We start from the raw sequence: 16,411 nt of genomic DNA, 5'->3' as shown, positions 1-16,411 counted from the left end.
GCGGGCGGCCATTCGCGGGCGGCCACCCGGAGGCGGCCACCCGGAGGCGGCCACCCGGAGGCGGCCACCCGGAGGCGGCACCCGCCCCACGGCATCCGTCAGCTCGTGACGTCGCGGGTCGTGAAGTTGGCCCACGCCGCGAGCAGGAACACGCCGACGTACACCGCCTGCAGCGCGAGGCCGCGCTCGATGGCGCTCCAGAGCACGGGGTCGCGGTAGAGGTCGACGAACGAGAGCCAGTACCGCGTCGGCAGGTACGGCTGCAGCGGCCGCGCGGCGTCGACCGTGAGCAGCAGCGAGCTGCCGATGAGGAAGGCCATCGCCCCGAGGCTCGCCGACTGCGGTGAGTCGGTGAGGGTGGAGAGGAAGAGGGCGAGCGCGGCGACGCCGAGCATGGAGACGGTGATGTAGCCGATGGCGACGGCCGTGCGCCAGGCGACCTCGGTCGGGGTCAGTGCGGTGCCCGACAGCGAGAGCAACGAGCCGGATGCCGGGGCGTCACCGAGCAGCAGCCGCCCGACGACGTAGCCCACACCGGCGACCGACAGCACGGCGACGAGGGTGAAGGCGACGACGGCGCCGAGCTTGCGCACGAGCAGACGTGTGCGCCCGACGGGCCGCACGAGCAGGTAGCGCAGGGTGCCGGCCTGCGCCTCGCCCGCGATCGACTCGCCGGCGACGACGGCGATGGCGACGGGCAGGAAGAGGGGCAGCACGATGGCGAGCGCGGCGATGGCGAAGAGGGTGCCGTCGGCGAGCACCGCCGACAGGAACGCCGGGCCGGAGCCGGGCCGCGGCGCGATGCCGGTCCAGGCCAGGGTCACCGCGACGATGGTGGGCAGGACGTTGAGCAGCACGACCGCGGCCCACGTGCGGCGGCGGCCGAAGAGCTTGCCGAGCTCGACGAGCATCAGGTCGGTACCTCCTGCGCCGCGCGCGCCCGGGTGTGCTCCTCCACGACCTGCTCGAGCGAGCGCCGCTCGGGCCCCACCGCCTGTACGCGCACGCCCGCCCCGACGAGGCGTTCGGTGACGGTGGCCGGGTCGGCGCCGGAGACGAGCAGGCGCACCCCGGTACGCGAGACGACCGCGTCGCCGAGCAGGGTGACGGCGCGGTCGGCGCCCTCGGCGTCCGTGGTCTCGACGGCGACCCGACCGGTCGGGGCCTGCAGCACGTCGAGCCGCTCCTCGAGCACGAGGCGGCCCCGGTCGAGCAGGCCGATGCGGGTGCACAGCTGCTCGACCTCGGCGAGGAGGTGGCTCGACAGGAAGACGGTCGTGCCCGTGCGGTTGAGCTCGAGCAGCAGCTCACGGATCTCGCGGATGCCCTGCGGGTCGAGGCCGTTCGTCGGCTCGTCGAGCACGAGCAGGCGCGGCCGGCGCATGAGGGCCGCGGCGAGGCCGAGCCGCTGGCGCATGCCGAGCGAGTAGGCGCGCACCGGCCGACGGCCCACGGCGCCGAGCCCCACCCGGTCGAGGGCCTCGTCGGCCCGTCTGCGTCGGGCCCGCCGCCCGCCCTCGCCCCCGGACCGGCGACCGGAGGCGTCGGACAGCTCGAGGTTGGCCCGGCCCGACAGGTGCCCGTAGGCGGCGGGTCCCTCGACGAGGGCGCCGACCCGGGGGAGCACCTCGGCGGCCGCCCTGGGCATGGCGCGCCCGAGCAGCTCGACCCGCCCCGACGTCGGCAGCACGAGGCCGAGCAGGCACCGCACCGTCGTCGTCTTGCCCGAGCCGTTGGCCCCGAGGAAGCCGTAGACGTCGCCCGCCCGCACGTCGAGGTCGACGGCATCCACGGCGGTGAGCGCGCCGTACCGCTTGGTCAGGCCGGTGGTGCGGACGACGCTATCGCCGGGCGTGGTCGCACCCTCGTCAAGCGTGCCGTCGGGCGGGGCGGCGCTCACGACGACGCCACGCGGTCGGCCAGCTCGGCGGCCGCGCGGGCCAGGCCCTCGGGCGTCAGGGTGCCGGTGATGACGGGCGACTCGCCGGACCCGCTCGAGGCACCGAGGAAGAGGCCGACCGGGCCGACGGTGACAGCCACCCCGCCCTCGAGCCGGCGGGCACCGGGGACGGCGAGCAGCTGCCGCCGCAGCGACGACGCCTGCGGGTCGGGCAGCAGGGCGACGGCGAACCGGGTCACGCCGCGGCCGTACTCGCCGACCCGCTCGAGACCGCCGGTCGAGGTCACGCGTGCGAAGCCGGCCAGCCGCTCGGGCAGCTCGCCGCCCCGGGTCCAGCCGTAGCTCGACCCGAGCAGGTCGGACAGGCCGGTGTCGACGGCCTGGCGGACCCGAGCGCCGGGGGGAGGGGTGAAGGCCGTCGTCGCGGAAGCGGGTCGCGCGTCGGAGAAGTCGAGGAAGGTCGAGGCGAGGGCGGGGCGGTCGGCACCCCGGCCGTAGACCTCGACGCGCACGGCCACGCCCGACGCGCGGTCGGCCCAGACGTCGACCCGGTCGACGCTGCCGAGCGGCTCGCCGGGCGTCAGGCGCAGCCCGTCGGCGGCCCGGCCGGCCACGAACGCCGACGGCAGCGTGCCCACCTGCCCGGCCGTCGCGTCCGACAGCAGCCGGGCGGCGAGCGACGGCGGCAGGGTGTCGGCCGCGCGGGGTAGCCGAACCGACGCGGTGCCGGGGGAGCCCCGGCCGCCCGCAGTGCCCCCACTGCCGACGCCGTCGCCGACCACCGCCCGGTTCGCCTCGTAGTCCCAGACGACGCGACCGGTCGCGGTCTCGCGCGTGCTCTCCTCGCCCGTGGGGGTCAGCACGTCGCTGCGCCAGTCGTCGGCCGAGCGCCACCACACCCGTTGCTGCGTCCGCCCGCCGAGCAGCGAGGCGACGTCGGCGAGGCCGTCGGTGACGGGCAGCCCGAGGGCGCCGGTGGTCTCGGCCAGGCCCTCGTAGGGGGAGCCCGAGGCCGCGCGGACGCGCTCGAGGAGGCGGCCGGCATCCGGCTCACCCTGTCCAGCGGGCCACGCGCCGACGGCCGACGGCAGCGCGACGAGGGCCGCGACGACGGCGGCCACGACGCCCCACCGCCACGCGCGCTCCATGTCGGCACGCTACGTCAGGGCCGGCGCGCGACCGCCCGGCGACCGACGCGGGGCCACGATCGTGAGCGTTTCGTGAGCGGGCGCCGCGCGGTTCGTGGGGGCCGGTGGGCGTCCGTACTATTGGGGGCGCTCGGCCGCCCGCGCGACCGGCACCGACCACCGCCCCGCCAGAACCGAAGGACCTCCCGTGCTCCGCACTCACGAGGCCGGCACGCTGCGTGCCGACCACGCCGGCCAGACCGTCACGCTCACCGGCTGGGTGGCGCGTCGCCGCGATCACGGCGGGGTGGCCTTCCTCGACCTGCGCGACGCCTCGGGCGTGGCCCAGGTCGTCGCGCGCGACGAGGTGCTCGCCGAGGGCGGCGCCCACGACGTCCGCAACGAGTACTGCGTCAAGGTGACCGGCGAGGTGCGCGTGCGCCCCGAGGGCAACACGAACCCCGACCTGCCCACGGGCGAGGTCGAGGTCGTCGTCAGCGCCCTCGAGGTGCTGGGGGAGTCGGCGCCGCTGCCGTTCCAGATCGACGAGCGCGTGACGGTGGGCGAGGAGGCCCGCCTCAAGTACCGCTACCTCGACCTGCGCCGCCCCGAGCAGGGCGCCGCCATCCGCCTGCGCTCGAAGGTCAACGCCGCCGCCCGCGAGGTGCTCGGCCGCCACGACTTCGTCGAGATCGAGACCCCGACCCTGACGCGCTCGACGCCCGAGGGCGCCCGCGACTTCCTCGTCCCCGCGCGCCTGCGCCCGGGCAGCTGGTACGCCCTGCCGCAGAGCCCGCAGCTGTTCAAGCAGCTGCTCATGGTCGCCGGCATGGAGCGCTACTACCAGATCGCCCGCTGCTACCGCGACGAGGACTTCCGCGCCGACCGCCAGCCCGAGTTCACCCAGCTCGACGTGGAGATGAGCTTCGTCGAGCAGAGCGACATCGTCGCCCTCGGCGAGGAGATCGTCAGCGCCCTCTGGAAGCTCATCGGCGTCGAGCTCGACGCGCCGTTCCAGCAGTTGACGTACGCCGACGCGATGGCCCGCTTCGGCTCCGACAAGCCCGACCTGCGCTTCGGCCACGAGCTCACCGAGTGCACGGACTTCTTCTCGGACACGACGTTCCGCGTCTTCCAGGCCGAGTACGTCGGTGCCGTCGTCATGCCGGGCGGCGCCTCGCAGCCGCGCAAGCAGCTCGACGCGTGGCAGGAGTGGGCCAAGCAGCGCGGCGCCCGCGGCCTGGCCTACGTGCTCGTGCAGGAGGACGGCGAGCTGACCGGCCCCGTCGCCAAGAACCTCTCGGATGCCGAGCGGTCGGGTCTCGCGGCCCACGTCGGCGCGGCGCCCGGCGACTGCATCTTCTTCGCCGCGGGGGGCGCCAAGGCCTCGCGCGCGCTGCTCGGGGCCGCCCGCCTCGAGATCGGCCACCGCTGCGGCCTCATCGACGAGAGCGCGTGGAGCTTCCTCTGGGTCGTCGACGCGCCGCTCTTCGAGCCCGCCGCCGACGCCGTGGCCTCCGGTGACGTCGCCGTCGGGGCCGGGGCGTGGACCGCCGTGCACCACGCCTTCACCTCGCCCAAGGCCGAGTTCATGGACACCTTCGACACCGACCCGGGCCCGGCGCTCGCCTACGCCTACGACATCGTCTGCAACGGCAACGAGATCGGTGGCGGCTCGATCCGTATCCACCGCCGCGACGTGCAGGAGCGGGTCTTCAAGGTCATGGGCCTGTCCGAGGAGGAGGCGCAGGAGAAGTTCGGCTTCCTGCTCGAGGCCTTCGCCTTCGGCGCCCCGCCGCACGGCGGCATCGCCTTCGGCTGGGACCGCATCACGGCGCTGCTGGCCGGGGCCGACTCGATTCGCGAGGTCATCGCCTTCCCGAAGTCGGGTGGCGGCTACGACCCGTTGACCGCCGCGCCGGCGCCGATCACGCCGCTGCAGCGCAAGGAGGCCGGCGTCGACGCGAAGCCGGAGCTGGCGCCGTCGCCGGAGCCCGACGCCCGCTGACGTCGGCTGAGGTCGGCTCAGGCCGGCTGAGGTCGGGTCACGACACCCGCGGCCGCTCGGGTCGCGGGTGTCGCCGGTCGGGTCTACGTTGCGACCGTGAGTCGAAGCGCGCGGGTCCGGTTGTCGTCGTTGGTCGTCGCTGCCGCTGCGGTCGTGGCCGCCGCCGGCCTGGTGCCCGCTGCGGCCAGCGCGGCGCCGTCCGACTCAAGCCCACCGCCGAACGCGATGGCGACGGCGCCGGGCCACCCGGCATCCTCGGCTCGGGTCACCCCGCCACCGGAGTACGCGGCGGCGTGGGACGACCCGCGCACGCCGGAGCCGCCGGTCGCGGTGCCGGGCACGCGGAGGTGCACGGTGCGCATCGTCGACCACGCCTTCACGAACTTCGACGTCTTCACGCAGGACTTCACCCCGCCGGCGGCGTGCGCAGGCGGGTGGTCGAAGGTCGTCATGCGGTTGCAGGGGTCCGTGGCCGGGCGTCAGTTCGACCGGCTCGGCTACCTCGACATCGGCGGCGTGCGCGCCCTCACCCTCTCGACCCCGGAGCCCAGCCCGACCGGGATCACGTGGGACGTCGAGAAGGACGTCACCGACCTCGTGCCGCTGCTGCGCTCGCCGCAGCAGGTGTCGATGTTCATCGGCAACGTCGTCGACGACACGTACACGGGCGTGCTCGACGTCACCGTCGACCTCGACTTCTACGTCACCGGCCGCGGCGCTCCGAAGGCGCAGACGGCTGACCGCGTGCTGCCGCTGGCCGACCAGGGTCGCGACGGCACCGACCTCACCGGCAGGGTCACCGTCCCGCGCAACTCGACGCGACTCGTCGCCGAGGTCTTCGCCACCGGGTCGGGCGGCGGGTGCGAGGAGTTCTGGGACACGAGCGCGCCTGCGGGCACGGGCTACTCGTGCGCCGACGGCCTGCCGTACCGCGAGGTCGACGTCAGCATCGACGGGCAGCTGGCCGGGGTCGCCGCGCCCTACCCGGTCGTCTACACGGGCGGGTGGAGCAACCCCTTCCTCTGGTACACGACGCCATCGCCGAAGGCGTTCGACATCCCGCCGCTGGGCTACGACCTGACGCCGTTCCTCGCGCGGCTCAACGACGGCCGGGCGCACGACGTGCGGGTGTCGGTCGTCGGCCTGCCCGAGGGCCAGTCGGGCTGGACCCTCAGCCCACGCTTCAAGGTGTGGCGGGATGCCGGCAGCCGCGTCGTCACCGGGACGACCGCCGTCGCGCCTCCCGCCGACCCGCGCGTCGACGCCACGGTGACGGGGGAGGCGGGCTCGGGCGGCTCGGTCGCGCTGACCGGCACCCGGGCGTTCACCGCCATCGGGACCCTCTCGACGAGCGCCGGTGTCGTCACCACGTCGGTCCAGCGGTCGCTCGAGAACCGCTCCGACCACACGTGGACGGCGGGCGAGGAGGACGACGTGCTCAAGGCCTCGTGGCTCGACCGCCAGACCGTCAGCACGCGCACCGGGGGCGGCGCCCCGGTCGTGGAGCGGGTCGAGCGGCGCTACACCAAGGACGGCACGCTCGGCTTCCACCCGCACCCCGGCATCGACGGGGCCTACGACGTGACGGGGGACCTCACGATCCTGTGGCGCGAGAGCGCCGAGAGCCGTCGCTCGGGCGCGTTGGTCGACTCGCGGCTCGAGACGAGCTGGTACTCGGGTGAGGCCGCGTGGATCTACGGCGGCCCCCGCGAGGAGCGGCACGCCACGGCGGACACGAGGAGCCAGGCGCGGGTGGTGACGCGCTCGGCCGACGGGACGACGTCGACCTACGACCGTCGGCTGCGTTCGGTCAACGGCGTGTTCGTCGCCGACACGCTGCGCCCCTGACGAGACGGGCCGACCCGTCGGACGGTCCGGCGGGTACGACCGGACCGTGACCGACGAGCGCAGCACCTCGCCCGAGCCCGACCATGACGACGCCCCCGTGGCCGTCGGCACCTCCGCTGCCGAGGCCACCCGGCGCCGGCGGGTGGTCGTCGTCGGCGGTGGCTTCGGCGGCTACTTCGCCGCCCGGCGCCTCGGCCGCAAGGCGCGCGAGCACGACGCGGTGGTCGAGCTCGTCAGCGAGGGCGACGCCATGCTCTACCAGCCGCTGCTGCCCGACGTCGCCGTCGGCAATGTCGAGCCGCGCACGGTGGCCGTGCCCCTGACGACGACGCTCGACGGTGTGCGGGTCCGTCGGGGACTCGCCACCGAGGTCGACGTCGAGAACAGGCGTCTCGTCGTCGAGGCGGCCTCGGGCCAGCGCACCGAGGTCGACTACGACATCCTCGTGCTCGCCCCCGGCTCGGTGTCGCGGCTCGTCGACGTGCCCGGCCTCGCGGAGCACGCCATCGGCTTCAAGACCGTCGCCCAGGCGATGTTCCTGCGCGACCACGTGCTCGGCCGGCTGCAGGCGGCGAGCGAGCTGCGCACGCCCGACGAGCGCCGGGCACTGCTGACCTTCGTCGTCGTCGGAGCCGGCTACGCGGGCACCGAGCTCGTCGCCCAGATGGCGCTGCTCACCGACGGGCTCCGCCCCGTGTTCCCGATGATCGGCGACGACGAGGTGCGCTGGGTGCTGCTCGACATGGCGCCCAAGGTCATGCCCGAGCTAGGCCAGCACCTCGGCGACGACGCCCTCGCCCTGCTCGAGCGCCGCGGGGTCGACGTGCGGCTCGAGACGAGCCTGGCCCACGTCCGGGAGGACGCCGTCGACCTCACCGACGGCTCGACCCTCGAGTGCTCGACCGTCGTCTGGTGCGCCGGGGTCACCGGCAACCCCCTCGTCGCGACGCTCGGGCTGCCGACGACCAAGGGCCGCCTCGTCGTCGATACCGACCTCGGCGTGCCCGGCCACCCCGAGATCTACGCCATCGGCGACGCGGCGGCCGTGCCCGACGTCACCGCTGACCGCGATGACGACGGCAAGCGCCCGCTCTGCGCCCCGACGGCCCAGCACGCCATGCGGCAGGGCAACGCCGTCGCCCGCAACGTGCTCGCCGACCTCGCCGGACAGCTGCGCACGCCCTACCGGCACCGCGACCTCGGCCTTGTCGTCGACCTCGGCGGCCCTGACGCCGCGGCCCGGCCGCTGGGGATCGCGCTCAAGGGCCGGCTGGCCAAGCTCGTCACGGTCGGCTACCACTGGTACGCCCTCCCGACGGCGAAGCGCCGCGCCCGGCTGCTGACCGACTGGGCGCTCGCCGGCCGGCATCCGGACGACGTCTCGTTCGGCATGGTCGACCGCCAGGAGGCGCGCGTCACCGGCGCCGAGCCGCTCGGCGGCCGGCAGGAGCACGCCTGACCGACCGCGTCTGTCCGGTGTCGGGCCCTGGCCCGGTGTGCGTGACGTCCCAGGTCATGCCGCGGGTCATGTCGCGGTGGGTGGGGTTCTGACGCCGGACGGCGCGACATGACGTGCGACATGAAATGCGACATCAGTCGGCGCCTGCGATCAGCTGGCGGATCAACCGGCATCCGGTGTCGTCGTGGCAGCAGCGTCTGCCAGTTGATCGGCCAGTTGACGGACCGGTACCGCGCGCGCCGCTGACGGAGACGAGCGGGCCGGATGCCGGTCAGCGCTCAGTCGGGCAGGACGACCGACCGCCCGGCCCAGGCGCACGCGTCGTGGTAGCCGAGCGACCGGTAGAGACCTCGGGCGACGACGTTGTGCGAGTACATGCCGAGGGTGCAGACGCCCGACTCCTCGACCGCCACCCGGGTGACCGCCGCGACGACGGCGCGGCCGAGGCCTCGCCCGCGCAGCGCACCGTCGACCGCGACCGACGAGACGTGCGGCGCCCCGGCGGAGGTGCGTCCCAGCGCGGCGACCGCCTCGAGCGACCCGGCGCCCGACAGCACGGCGAACCACCGCTCGCCGCCCCCGGGCGCGGTGTCGGCGGTGGGGGAGTGCGCAGCGAGGAAGGCCGTGACCTCGTCCCGGCGGGCGACGTCGTCGAGCGGGACGACCCGGGCAGCCGCGCGACCGTCCGGCGGCGGGGGCGAGTCGGTCCAGAACCACTCCCAGTCACCCCCGGGCAGCACCCGGTAGCGACGGGTCAGCAGCGCCTCGAAGTGCTGGGGCACGCTGACCCCGACCGCGCCCCGCCCGTCGGGCGAGAGCCGGGCCTCGCGCGCCAGCTCGGGCAGCGCGTCGATGAGGCGGGCGACGCCCGCGTCGTCGCCGAGCAGGCTGACGAGGTGCCGACCCGTGTGCCGCGTCCGACGGAACGCCACCGCGCCCGGACGACCACCCGCGCCGGCACCCGGCCCACCGGCCTCCGCGCTCTGCCACCACGTCTCGGCCAGCGCCGAGGGGACGTCGTAGCGCACGAACGGGTGGTCGCCGGTGGCCTCGAGCAGGGCGGCGTGGCCGTGCCGCGTGACGAACGGGGCCGTGCCCGCCGCCGGGGTGGTGCCGTCGCTCACGTCTCGCTGATCCCGAAACGGGCGTGGATCCGCTTGAGCGGCGCGGGAGCCCACCAGTTCCAGCTGCCCAGGAGCGTCATCGTGGCGGGCACGAGCAGCATGCGCACGATCGTCGAGTCGACGACGACGGCGGCGACGAGGGCGAGACCCATCTCCTTGATGATGAGGATGTCGCCGGCGATGAACCCGGCGAAGACGATGACGATGAGCAGGGCCGCCGACGTGATGATGCGCCCGGTGCGCTGCAGCCCGAGCGACACGGCGCGGTCGTTCTCGAACCCCTGGTGGTGGTACTCGGTGATGCGGGAGAGCAGGAAGACCTCGTAGTCCATCGACAGGCCGAAGCCGAAGGCGAGCACGAGGAAGGGGACGAGCGACTCGACGGCACCGACCGACGAGAACGCGAGCAGCCCCTCGAGGTGTGGGCTCTGGAAGATCCAGACGACGATGCCGAGCGCCGCCCCGAGCGAGATGACGTTGAGCACCAGGGCCTTGACGGGCACGACGACCGACCCCGTCATGAGGAAGAGCAGCACGAAGGTGCCGAGCACGACGAGCAGCACCGCGTAGGGCGCGCGGTGCCCCATCGACTCGAGGAAGTCGATCTGCCCGGCGGCCTGGCCGGTGACGAGGGTGGGGAAGTCGGTGCGCGTCTCGCGCACGTGGTGCACGACGTCCTGCGCCTGCTGAGAGAGCGGTTCGCCCTGCACCTGCGCCCCGACGAGGGTGTACCGGCCGCCGAGCGGGCGCACCGTCACGCCGGTCACGCCAGGCTGGTCGCGCAGGTCGTCCTGGGCCCAGCGCGTCACGGCGGCGGTGTCGGCGGTCTCGGCGACGACGGTGACCGCGGGCGCCGACAGCGCCGGGTAGTCGGCCTCGAGCCGGTCGAAGAAGACGCGCATCTGGGCGTCGCGGGGCAGCAGCTCGGTGCCCGACGACGTCAGCTTGATGCCGAGCGTCGGCAGCGCGAGCGTCACGAGCACGGCGACGCAGCCGACGATGACGAGCACCGGACGTCGCTGCACCCCGTGGGCCAGCCGCGAGAACACCCCCGTGTCGGATGCCGTCACGGTGGCGTTGCGGGCGAGGCGCCTGGCTCCCAGCACGGCGAGGGCGGGGACGAGCGTGACGGAGACGACCATGCCGACGACGACGACGCTGACGCCGGCCAGGCCGAGGGCCTTCATGATGTCGGCCTCGAAGACGAGCAGCCCCGACAGGGCGATGGCGACGGTGAGGCCGGAGAAGAGCACGGTGCGCCCGGCCGTCGCCACCGTGCGCTCGGCGGCGCGCACGACGTCGTCGCGGTCGGGCACGCGGTGGCGGCGCACCGCGACGAGCTCCTCGCGGAACCGGCTCACCGTGAGCAGCCCGTAGTCGATGGACAGCCCGAGGCCGAGCAGCGTGACGATGTTGACGACGGTCGCGTCGAGGTCGAGCAGGTGCGAGAAGCCGAAGAGCGACAGCAGCGCTCCGCCGATCGAGACGACCGCCCCGACGATCGGCATGCCTGCGGCGACGAAGCCGCCGAAGACGAAGAACATGACGACGAACGTCAGCGGCAGGGCGATGCCCTCGCCGCGGACCAGGTCGCGCTCGATCGTGCTCGTGATGGCGTCGAGCACCTTGCCGAGGCCGCCGACCTGGCCCTCGGCGCCCATGCGGTCGGCGACGCCGAGGAGGGCCTTCTCGGCCTCGGCCTCGGCGGTCGCCTGCCGGTCGGCGTCGAGCCCCTCGTCGAACTGCACGACGGTGGCGAACCTGCCCGAGTCGACCCGGCCGTCACCGACGAGGCTGCGCACCGACGGGTCGTCGGGCCCGCCCTGCGCGAGCAGCGGCGACTGGATGCCGGCCACGCCGGGGATGTCGCGGATCGCGGCCGTGGCCTGCGCGCCCGCGCGCACCTCGGCCGGGTCGGTGAGGTCGGCGCCGCTCACCTGCAGGGTGAGGGTCGACAGGGTCGGCTCGACCGACGCGATGACGTCGTTCGCCCGCTGGGCCTCGCTGTCGACGCTGGGTGCGCCCGACTGCAGCCGGTCGAAGAGCGACTCGCCCGTCACGCCGCCCACGGCGACGGCGAACGACGCGACCGCCACGAGCACCCAGGCGAGCACCCACCGCAGCGGGTGGCGGCCGATGGTGCCGCCGAGCCGGGTCAGCGGCCCACGAGGGGAGGGGGAGCCCGACGCGTCGGGGGCGGCACCGGGTGCCGAGCCGCGGTCGGTGGCCGCGGCGGAGGAGGGGGAACGCACCCGACTAGCCTTCCACAGTGACCAGTGACGACCTCTTCGGTGCCGCCGCGCGGGCCGTGGCCGAACCCGGGGGCGCCGTGGGGCGCGCCGGTGGCGTACCGGCATCCGGTGGTGCGCCCCTGGCGGTGCGCATGCGCCCCCGCACCCTTGACGAGGTGCGCGGTCAGCGTTCGGTGCTGCGGCCCGGCAGCCCGCTGCGACGGCTCATCGAGGGCGCCGGCGGCGCGGCCGGCCCTCTCTCGGCGATCATCTGGGGGCCGCCCGGCACGGGGAAGACGACCCTCGCGCACCTCGTCGCGACGGCGGCCGACCGCCGCTTCGTCGAGCTGTCGGCCGTCACGGCCGGCGTCAAGGACGTGCGCGCCGTCATGGAGGCGGCCGTGCGCGACCGCGAGCTGTACGACCGCCAGACCGTCCTCTTCCTCGACGAGATCCACCGCTTCACCAAGGCCCAGCAGGACGCCCTGCTGCCCGGTGTCGAGAACCGCACCGTCATCCTCGTCGCGGCCACGACCGAGAACCCCTCGTTCAGCATCATCGCGCCGCTGCTCTCGCGGTCGGTGCTCGTCACCCTCACCTCGCTCGGCGACGCCGAGGTGCGCGAGGTGGTGCGCTCCGCCCTCGTCGACGAGCGAGGGCTGGCCGGCGCGCACACGATCGACGACGACGCCCTCGAGCACGTCGTGCGCATCGCCGGCGGCGACGCCCGCCGGGCCCTCACCTCGCTCGAGGCGGCCGCGGGGGTGTCGCTCGACGCCGTCGCCCCCGGGGCCGACGTCGACGGCCCGGTCGCCATCACCCTCGCGCACGTCGAGCAGGCGGTGGCACAGGCGGCCGTGCGCTACGACCGGGCGGGCGACCAGCACTACGACGTCGCCAGCGCCCTCATCAAGTCGATGCGCGGCAGCGACGTCGACGCCGCCCTGCACTACCTCGCCCGCATGCTCGAGGCGGGGGAGGACCCGCGGTTCATCGCCCGTCGCATCGTCATCTCGGCGAGCGAGGACGTCGGTCTCGCCGACCCCACCGCGCTGCAGACGGCGGTCGCGGCGCTGCACGCCGTGGCCCAGATCGGGATGCCCGAGGCGCGGATCATCCTCGCGCAGGCGGTCGTGCACAACGCGACGGCGCCGAAGTCGAACGCGGCCTACGGCGGGGTCAACGCCGCCATCGCCGACGTCCGCGCCGGCCGCGGGGGGGCCGTGCCGCCCCACCTGCGGGGGAGCGGCTACGCCGGTGCCGAGCGCCTCGGTCACGGCCGCGGCTACGTCTACGCCCACGACGAGCCGGATGCCGTGGCCCGCCAGCAGTACCTCCCCGACGACCTCACCGGCGCGGTCTACTACCGCCCCACCGGCAACGGCTTCGAGCAGCGGCTGCAGGCGCGCCTGCGGTGGCTCGACGAGCGGCTGGGGCGCCGGGTCCGGCGCACGGAGGACGAGGCGACGGCCGACACCGGGGCCTCCCCGGCCGAGGCGGACGATCCCGCCGAGACCCCCTCATAGCGGCTGCGGGACACGAGTTCCCGCCCCGTCCGTGTGACAACCCGATGACGGCGGGAGGGCGGCATCCGTGGGCAAATGTTTCGGTCGTGTTGCGCTTCGGCGGGCAATTCTGGATGAACGACCGGTGACGGTAACGATTTGTCATCCATGGCCGTCTCGTTGCTTGGACACGTCGAAATCGTGTGGCAGGGTGACGACGTCCCGGCGGGGGAGGGGCGCGGACGAGTGCCGCGCCACCCGCCCCGGGAGGGTCGACGCAACGAAGCCGGCCTTGGCGTACCCGATTCGTAGATGGAGACGACGCGTTGAACGCAGTGCCCGGGCCCACGGCCGAGCCCTTGAGCGAGGCCCTGGAGAGGGAGGATGTCGTCGAGAAGGGTCCCGTCCACACCGACAGGCGCACCGGTCGTTCGCCGGGTCGCGTCGCGTGGGACCGGCTCAAGAAGGACAAGCTGGCGATCGTCTGCTTCGCCATCGTCCTCTTCTTCGTCCTCATCGCTCTCTTCGCACCGCTCTGGGTCTCCCTGCAGTCGGTCGACCCCACGACCGGCCTCAAGGCCGACCCGTCGACGACGAACACCAAGCTCGTCGACATCAACGGCAGTCCGACCATCGGCACGAGCGCCGCGCACTGGCTCGGCGTCGAGCCGCGTCTCGGCCGTGACCTCTTCGCCCGCTGGGCCTACGGGGCGCGACCGTCACTCGTCATCGGCTTCGTCGCCGCGGCGGCGTCGACGATCATCGGCGTGACCCTCGGCCTGCTCGCCGGCTACCTCGGTGGCGTCGTCGACAAGGTGATCTCCTGGTTCACCGACTTCTTCCTCAGCCTCCCGCTGCTGCTGCTCGTCATCGCGATCGTGCCGATCATGCAGGAGCGTGCCGCGAGCGGCGGCGACCTCTCCGCCGAGGCGACCTCGAACATCCGCTTCTGGGTCATCATCGCCGTCCTCGTCGCCTTCGGCTGGATGGGTCTGGCCCGTCTCGTCCGCGGTGAGGTCAAGAGCCTGCGCGAGCGCGAGTTCGTCCAGGCCGCGCGCGCCATCGGCGTGCCGACCCGGCAGATCCTCTTCCGCGAGATCCTGCCGAACCTCGTGGGCCCGATCATCGTCTCGGCGTCGATCGCCGTGCCGGCCTACATCACCTTCGAGGCCACCCTCAGCTACCTCGGTGCCGGGCTCGTCGAGCCCACCGCGTCGTGGGGACGCACGATCTCGGACGCGCAGAACTCGTTCGCGATCTACCCGCTGTGGCTGTGGCCCTCCGTCATCGCGCTCTCGGCGCTCGTGCTCGCCCTCAGCCTGCTGGGTGACTCGATCCGCGACGCCTTCGACCCGACCAGCCGCCGCTAGCCCAACCTGCTACGGCCCACCAGATGTACCCGGCAAGACCGCCGGGTCACGCACAAATAGGGAGCAACACAATGCGCTGGACCAAAGCCCTGACCCTCGGAGCCGTGGCTTCCCTGGGTCTCGTCACCGCCTGCGGCGCGCCTGCGAGCAACCCCGGCAACAACACGCCGGGCCAGAGCGGCAACGGCCAGATCGCCGGCGCCGAGGCCGGCCTCGACCCGACCGCCAAGGGTCCGGCGCCCGAGGTCGAGGGGGCCAAGAAGGGCGGCACCCTCACGGTGTCGTACAACACGACCCCCGCGAACTTCGACCCGAGCGACCAGTTCTACCAGGACACCGCGGTCATCTTCACGCTGTCGCACCGCGCCCTGACGACCTTCACCATGAAGGACGGCAAGATGGTGCTCGTCCCGGACCTCGCCGAGGACCTCGGCACCGCGTCGGCGGACGGCCTCACCTGGACGTTCAAGCTCAAGGACGGCATCAAGTACGAGGACGGCACCGAGGTCAAGGCCGCCGACATCGTCCACGCCGCCAAGCGCTCGTTCGACCCCGACCTCGCCGCCAACGGCCCGACCTACCAGCGCGAGTTCTTCAAGGGCGGCGCCGAGTACCAGGGCCCGTTCAAGGGTGACAAGAACTGGGACGGCGTCTCCGCTCCCGACGACAAGACCGTCGTCTTCAAGCTCGCCAAGCGTTTCGAGACGCTTCCCTACTTCGTGTCGTTCAACCAGTTCACGCCCATCCCCGAGGCGAAGGACACCAAGGGCGAGTACCAGCGTCACCCGCTGGCCACGGGCCCCTACATGTTCGACCAGTACATCCCGGGCACCTCGCTGACGATGAAGCGCAACCCGAACTGGGACCCCAACACCGACCCGGCGCGCAACGCCTACCCGGACGCGTTCAAGTTCAACTTCGGCCAGGACATCATCAAGACCCAGACGGCCATCCTCGCCAGCAACGGTGACGACGCCACGACGCTGAACTGGGACGCGATCGACTCCTCGCTCGTGCCGCAGATCGAGGGCGACAAGAAGGCGCAGTTCGAGGAGGGCCCCTCCTCGTGCGTCTTCATGATCAACTTCGACGCGACCAAGATCAAGGACATCAACGTCCGCAAGGCCATCGGTACGGCTTGGCCCTTCGAGTCCATCCACAAGGCCGCCGGCGAGACCTCGCACTCGTTCACCCCGGCCAGCACCGTCATCCCGCCGCAGATCGCGGGCCGTCTCGACTACACGTTCGAGAACTTCAACGGCCAGGGCGACGGCGACCCGGCGAAGGCCAAGGAGATGCTCAAGGCCGCCGGTGCCGAGGGCTTCGAGCTGTCGTACTACTACACCAACGACGACGACACCGCGCAGAAGGTCAACCAGGTGCGCAAGCAGGCCCTCGAGGCGGCCGGCTTCAAGGTGAACGACATCGGTGCCCCCGCCAAGGAGCGCCGCGCCATCGTCGGCAAGCCCAACGGCAAGTACAACATGCTCCAGAGCCCCGCCGGCTGGTGCTTCGACTGGCCGTCGGCCGACTCGATCATCCCGCCGACCTTCGGCACGACGGCGCTGTCGCAGGGTGGTACCACCTTCGGCAACACCTCGACGCCGGAGATCGACAACGAAATCAAGCGCGTCCTCCAGCTCCCGATCGAGGAGCAGGGTGCCGAGTGGGGCAAGATGGACAAGCTCCTCACGGAGAAGTACTTCTACGCCATGCCCGCGTACTACGACAAGGGCAACTCGGTGTTCGGCACCAAGGTCAAGAACGTCATGAACAACCCCAACAAGGGCATGCCCGAGATCACGAAGATCTGGATCGACCAGTGACGTACCGGTGACG

General features: G+C 73.2%; 11 protein-coding genes. 6 read left to right on the top strand and 5 right to left on the bottom strand.

The genetic code is table 11. The features are described 5' to 3' along the window. Window positions 1–98 precede the first annotated feature (98 nt). The 3 genes from DFJ68_RS08490 to DFJ68_RS08480 are packed head-to-tail and all read right to left on the bottom strand — an operon-like array spanning window position 99 to window position 3,048. On the bottom strand, window positions 99–911 hold the full coding sequence (locus DFJ68_RS08490; protein WP_211333299.1) for an ABC transporter permease: 813 nt from the start codon (window positions 909–911) through the stop codon (window positions 99–101). Continuing rightward, window positions 911–1,900, bottom strand: a complete 990-nt coding sequence (locus tag DFJ68_RS08485) for an ABC transporter ATP-binding protein (RefSeq protein WP_121032357.1) — start codon at window positions 1,898–1,900, stop codon at window positions 911–913. Before DFJ68_RS08485 ends, DFJ68_RS08490 begins: the two co-directional genes overlap by 1 nt. After that, the gene (locus DFJ68_RS08480; protein WP_121032356.1) at window positions 1,897–3,048 is read right to left on the bottom strand and encodes a transcriptional regulator; all 1,152 of its coding nucleotides are present in this window, start codon (window positions 3,046–3,048) and stop codon (window positions 1,897–1,899) included. The genes DFJ68_RS08485 and DFJ68_RS08480 overlap by 4 nt, the downstream gene beginning before the upstream one ends. A 187-nt stretch (window positions 3,049–3,235) precedes the next feature. On the opposite strand from DFJ68_RS08480, the gene aspS reads away from it, so the two are divergent. From aspS to DFJ68_RS08465, 3 genes are all read left to right on the top strand, one after another. Then, window positions 3,236–5,035 carry an aspartate--tRNA ligase gene (gene aspS, locus DFJ68_RS08475; protein WP_121032355.1) on the top strand — a complete coding sequence of 600 codons (1,800 nt, stop codon included), beginning with the start codon at window positions 3,236–3,238 and terminating at the stop codon, window positions 5,033–5,035. A gap of 96 nt (window positions 5,036–5,131) precedes the next feature. Next, entirely contained in the window at window positions 5,132–6,883 is a 1,752-nt protein-coding gene (locus DFJ68_RS08470; RefSeq protein ID WP_211333298.1) for a peptide-N4-asparagine amidase, read from the top strand. Window positions 6,884–6,929: 46 nt separating this feature from the next. After that, window positions 6,930–8,342, top strand: coding sequence for an NAD(P)/FAD-dependent oxidoreductase (locus DFJ68_RS08465; protein ID WP_121032353.1), 1,413 nt, complete (start codon window positions 6,930–6,932; stop codon window positions 8,340–8,342). A 278-nt stretch (window positions 8,343–8,620) separates the two neighbouring features. Here the strand turns inward: DFJ68_RS08465 and DFJ68_RS08460 are convergent, their stop codons facing one another. After that, complete coding sequence (locus DFJ68_RS08460) at window positions 8,621–9,466, bottom strand: GNAT family N-acetyltransferase (protein WP_121032352.1); 846 nt, start codon at window positions 9,464–9,466, stop codon at window positions 8,621–8,623. Then, complete coding sequence (locus DFJ68_RS08455) at window positions 9,463–11,718, bottom strand: MMPL family transporter (protein ID WP_245963546.1); 2,256 nt, start codon at window positions 11,716–11,718, stop codon at window positions 9,463–9,465. Before DFJ68_RS08455 ends, DFJ68_RS08460 begins: the two co-directional genes overlap by 4 nt. Before the next feature lie 17 nt (window positions 11,719–11,735). On the opposite strand from DFJ68_RS08455, the gene DFJ68_RS08450 reads away from it, so the two are divergent. From DFJ68_RS08450 to DFJ68_RS08440, 3 genes are all read left to right on the top strand, one after another. After that, entirely contained in the window at window positions 11,736–13,223 is a 1,488-nt protein-coding gene (locus DFJ68_RS08450; RefSeq protein WP_420823655.1) for a replication-associated recombination protein A, read from the top strand. A gap of 338 nt (window positions 13,224–13,561) precedes the next feature. Further along, window positions 13,562–14,572, top strand: coding sequence for an ABC transporter permease (locus tag DFJ68_RS08445; RefSeq protein ID WP_245963545.1), 1,011 nt, complete (start codon window positions 13,562–13,564; stop codon window positions 14,570–14,572). 71 nt (window positions 14,573–14,643) lie between these two features. Next, window positions 14,644–16,398: an ABC transporter substrate-binding protein gene (locus tag DFJ68_RS08440; protein WP_121032350.1), complete on the top strand. Its 1,755-nt coding sequence runs from the start codon at window positions 14,644–14,646 to the stop codon at window positions 16,396–16,398. The last annotated feature ends 13 nt before the right edge of the window (window positions 16,399–16,411 follow it).

Origin of the sequence: Terracoccus luteus, assembly GCF_003635045.1 — a bacterium.
Taxonomy (GTDB): domain Bacteria; phylum Actinomycetota; class Actinomycetes; order Actinomycetales; family Dermatophilaceae; genus Terracoccus; species Terracoccus luteus.
Note: the sequence above shows the minus strand (reverse complement) of the source record. Positions and strands in the feature narration are given on the sequence as shown.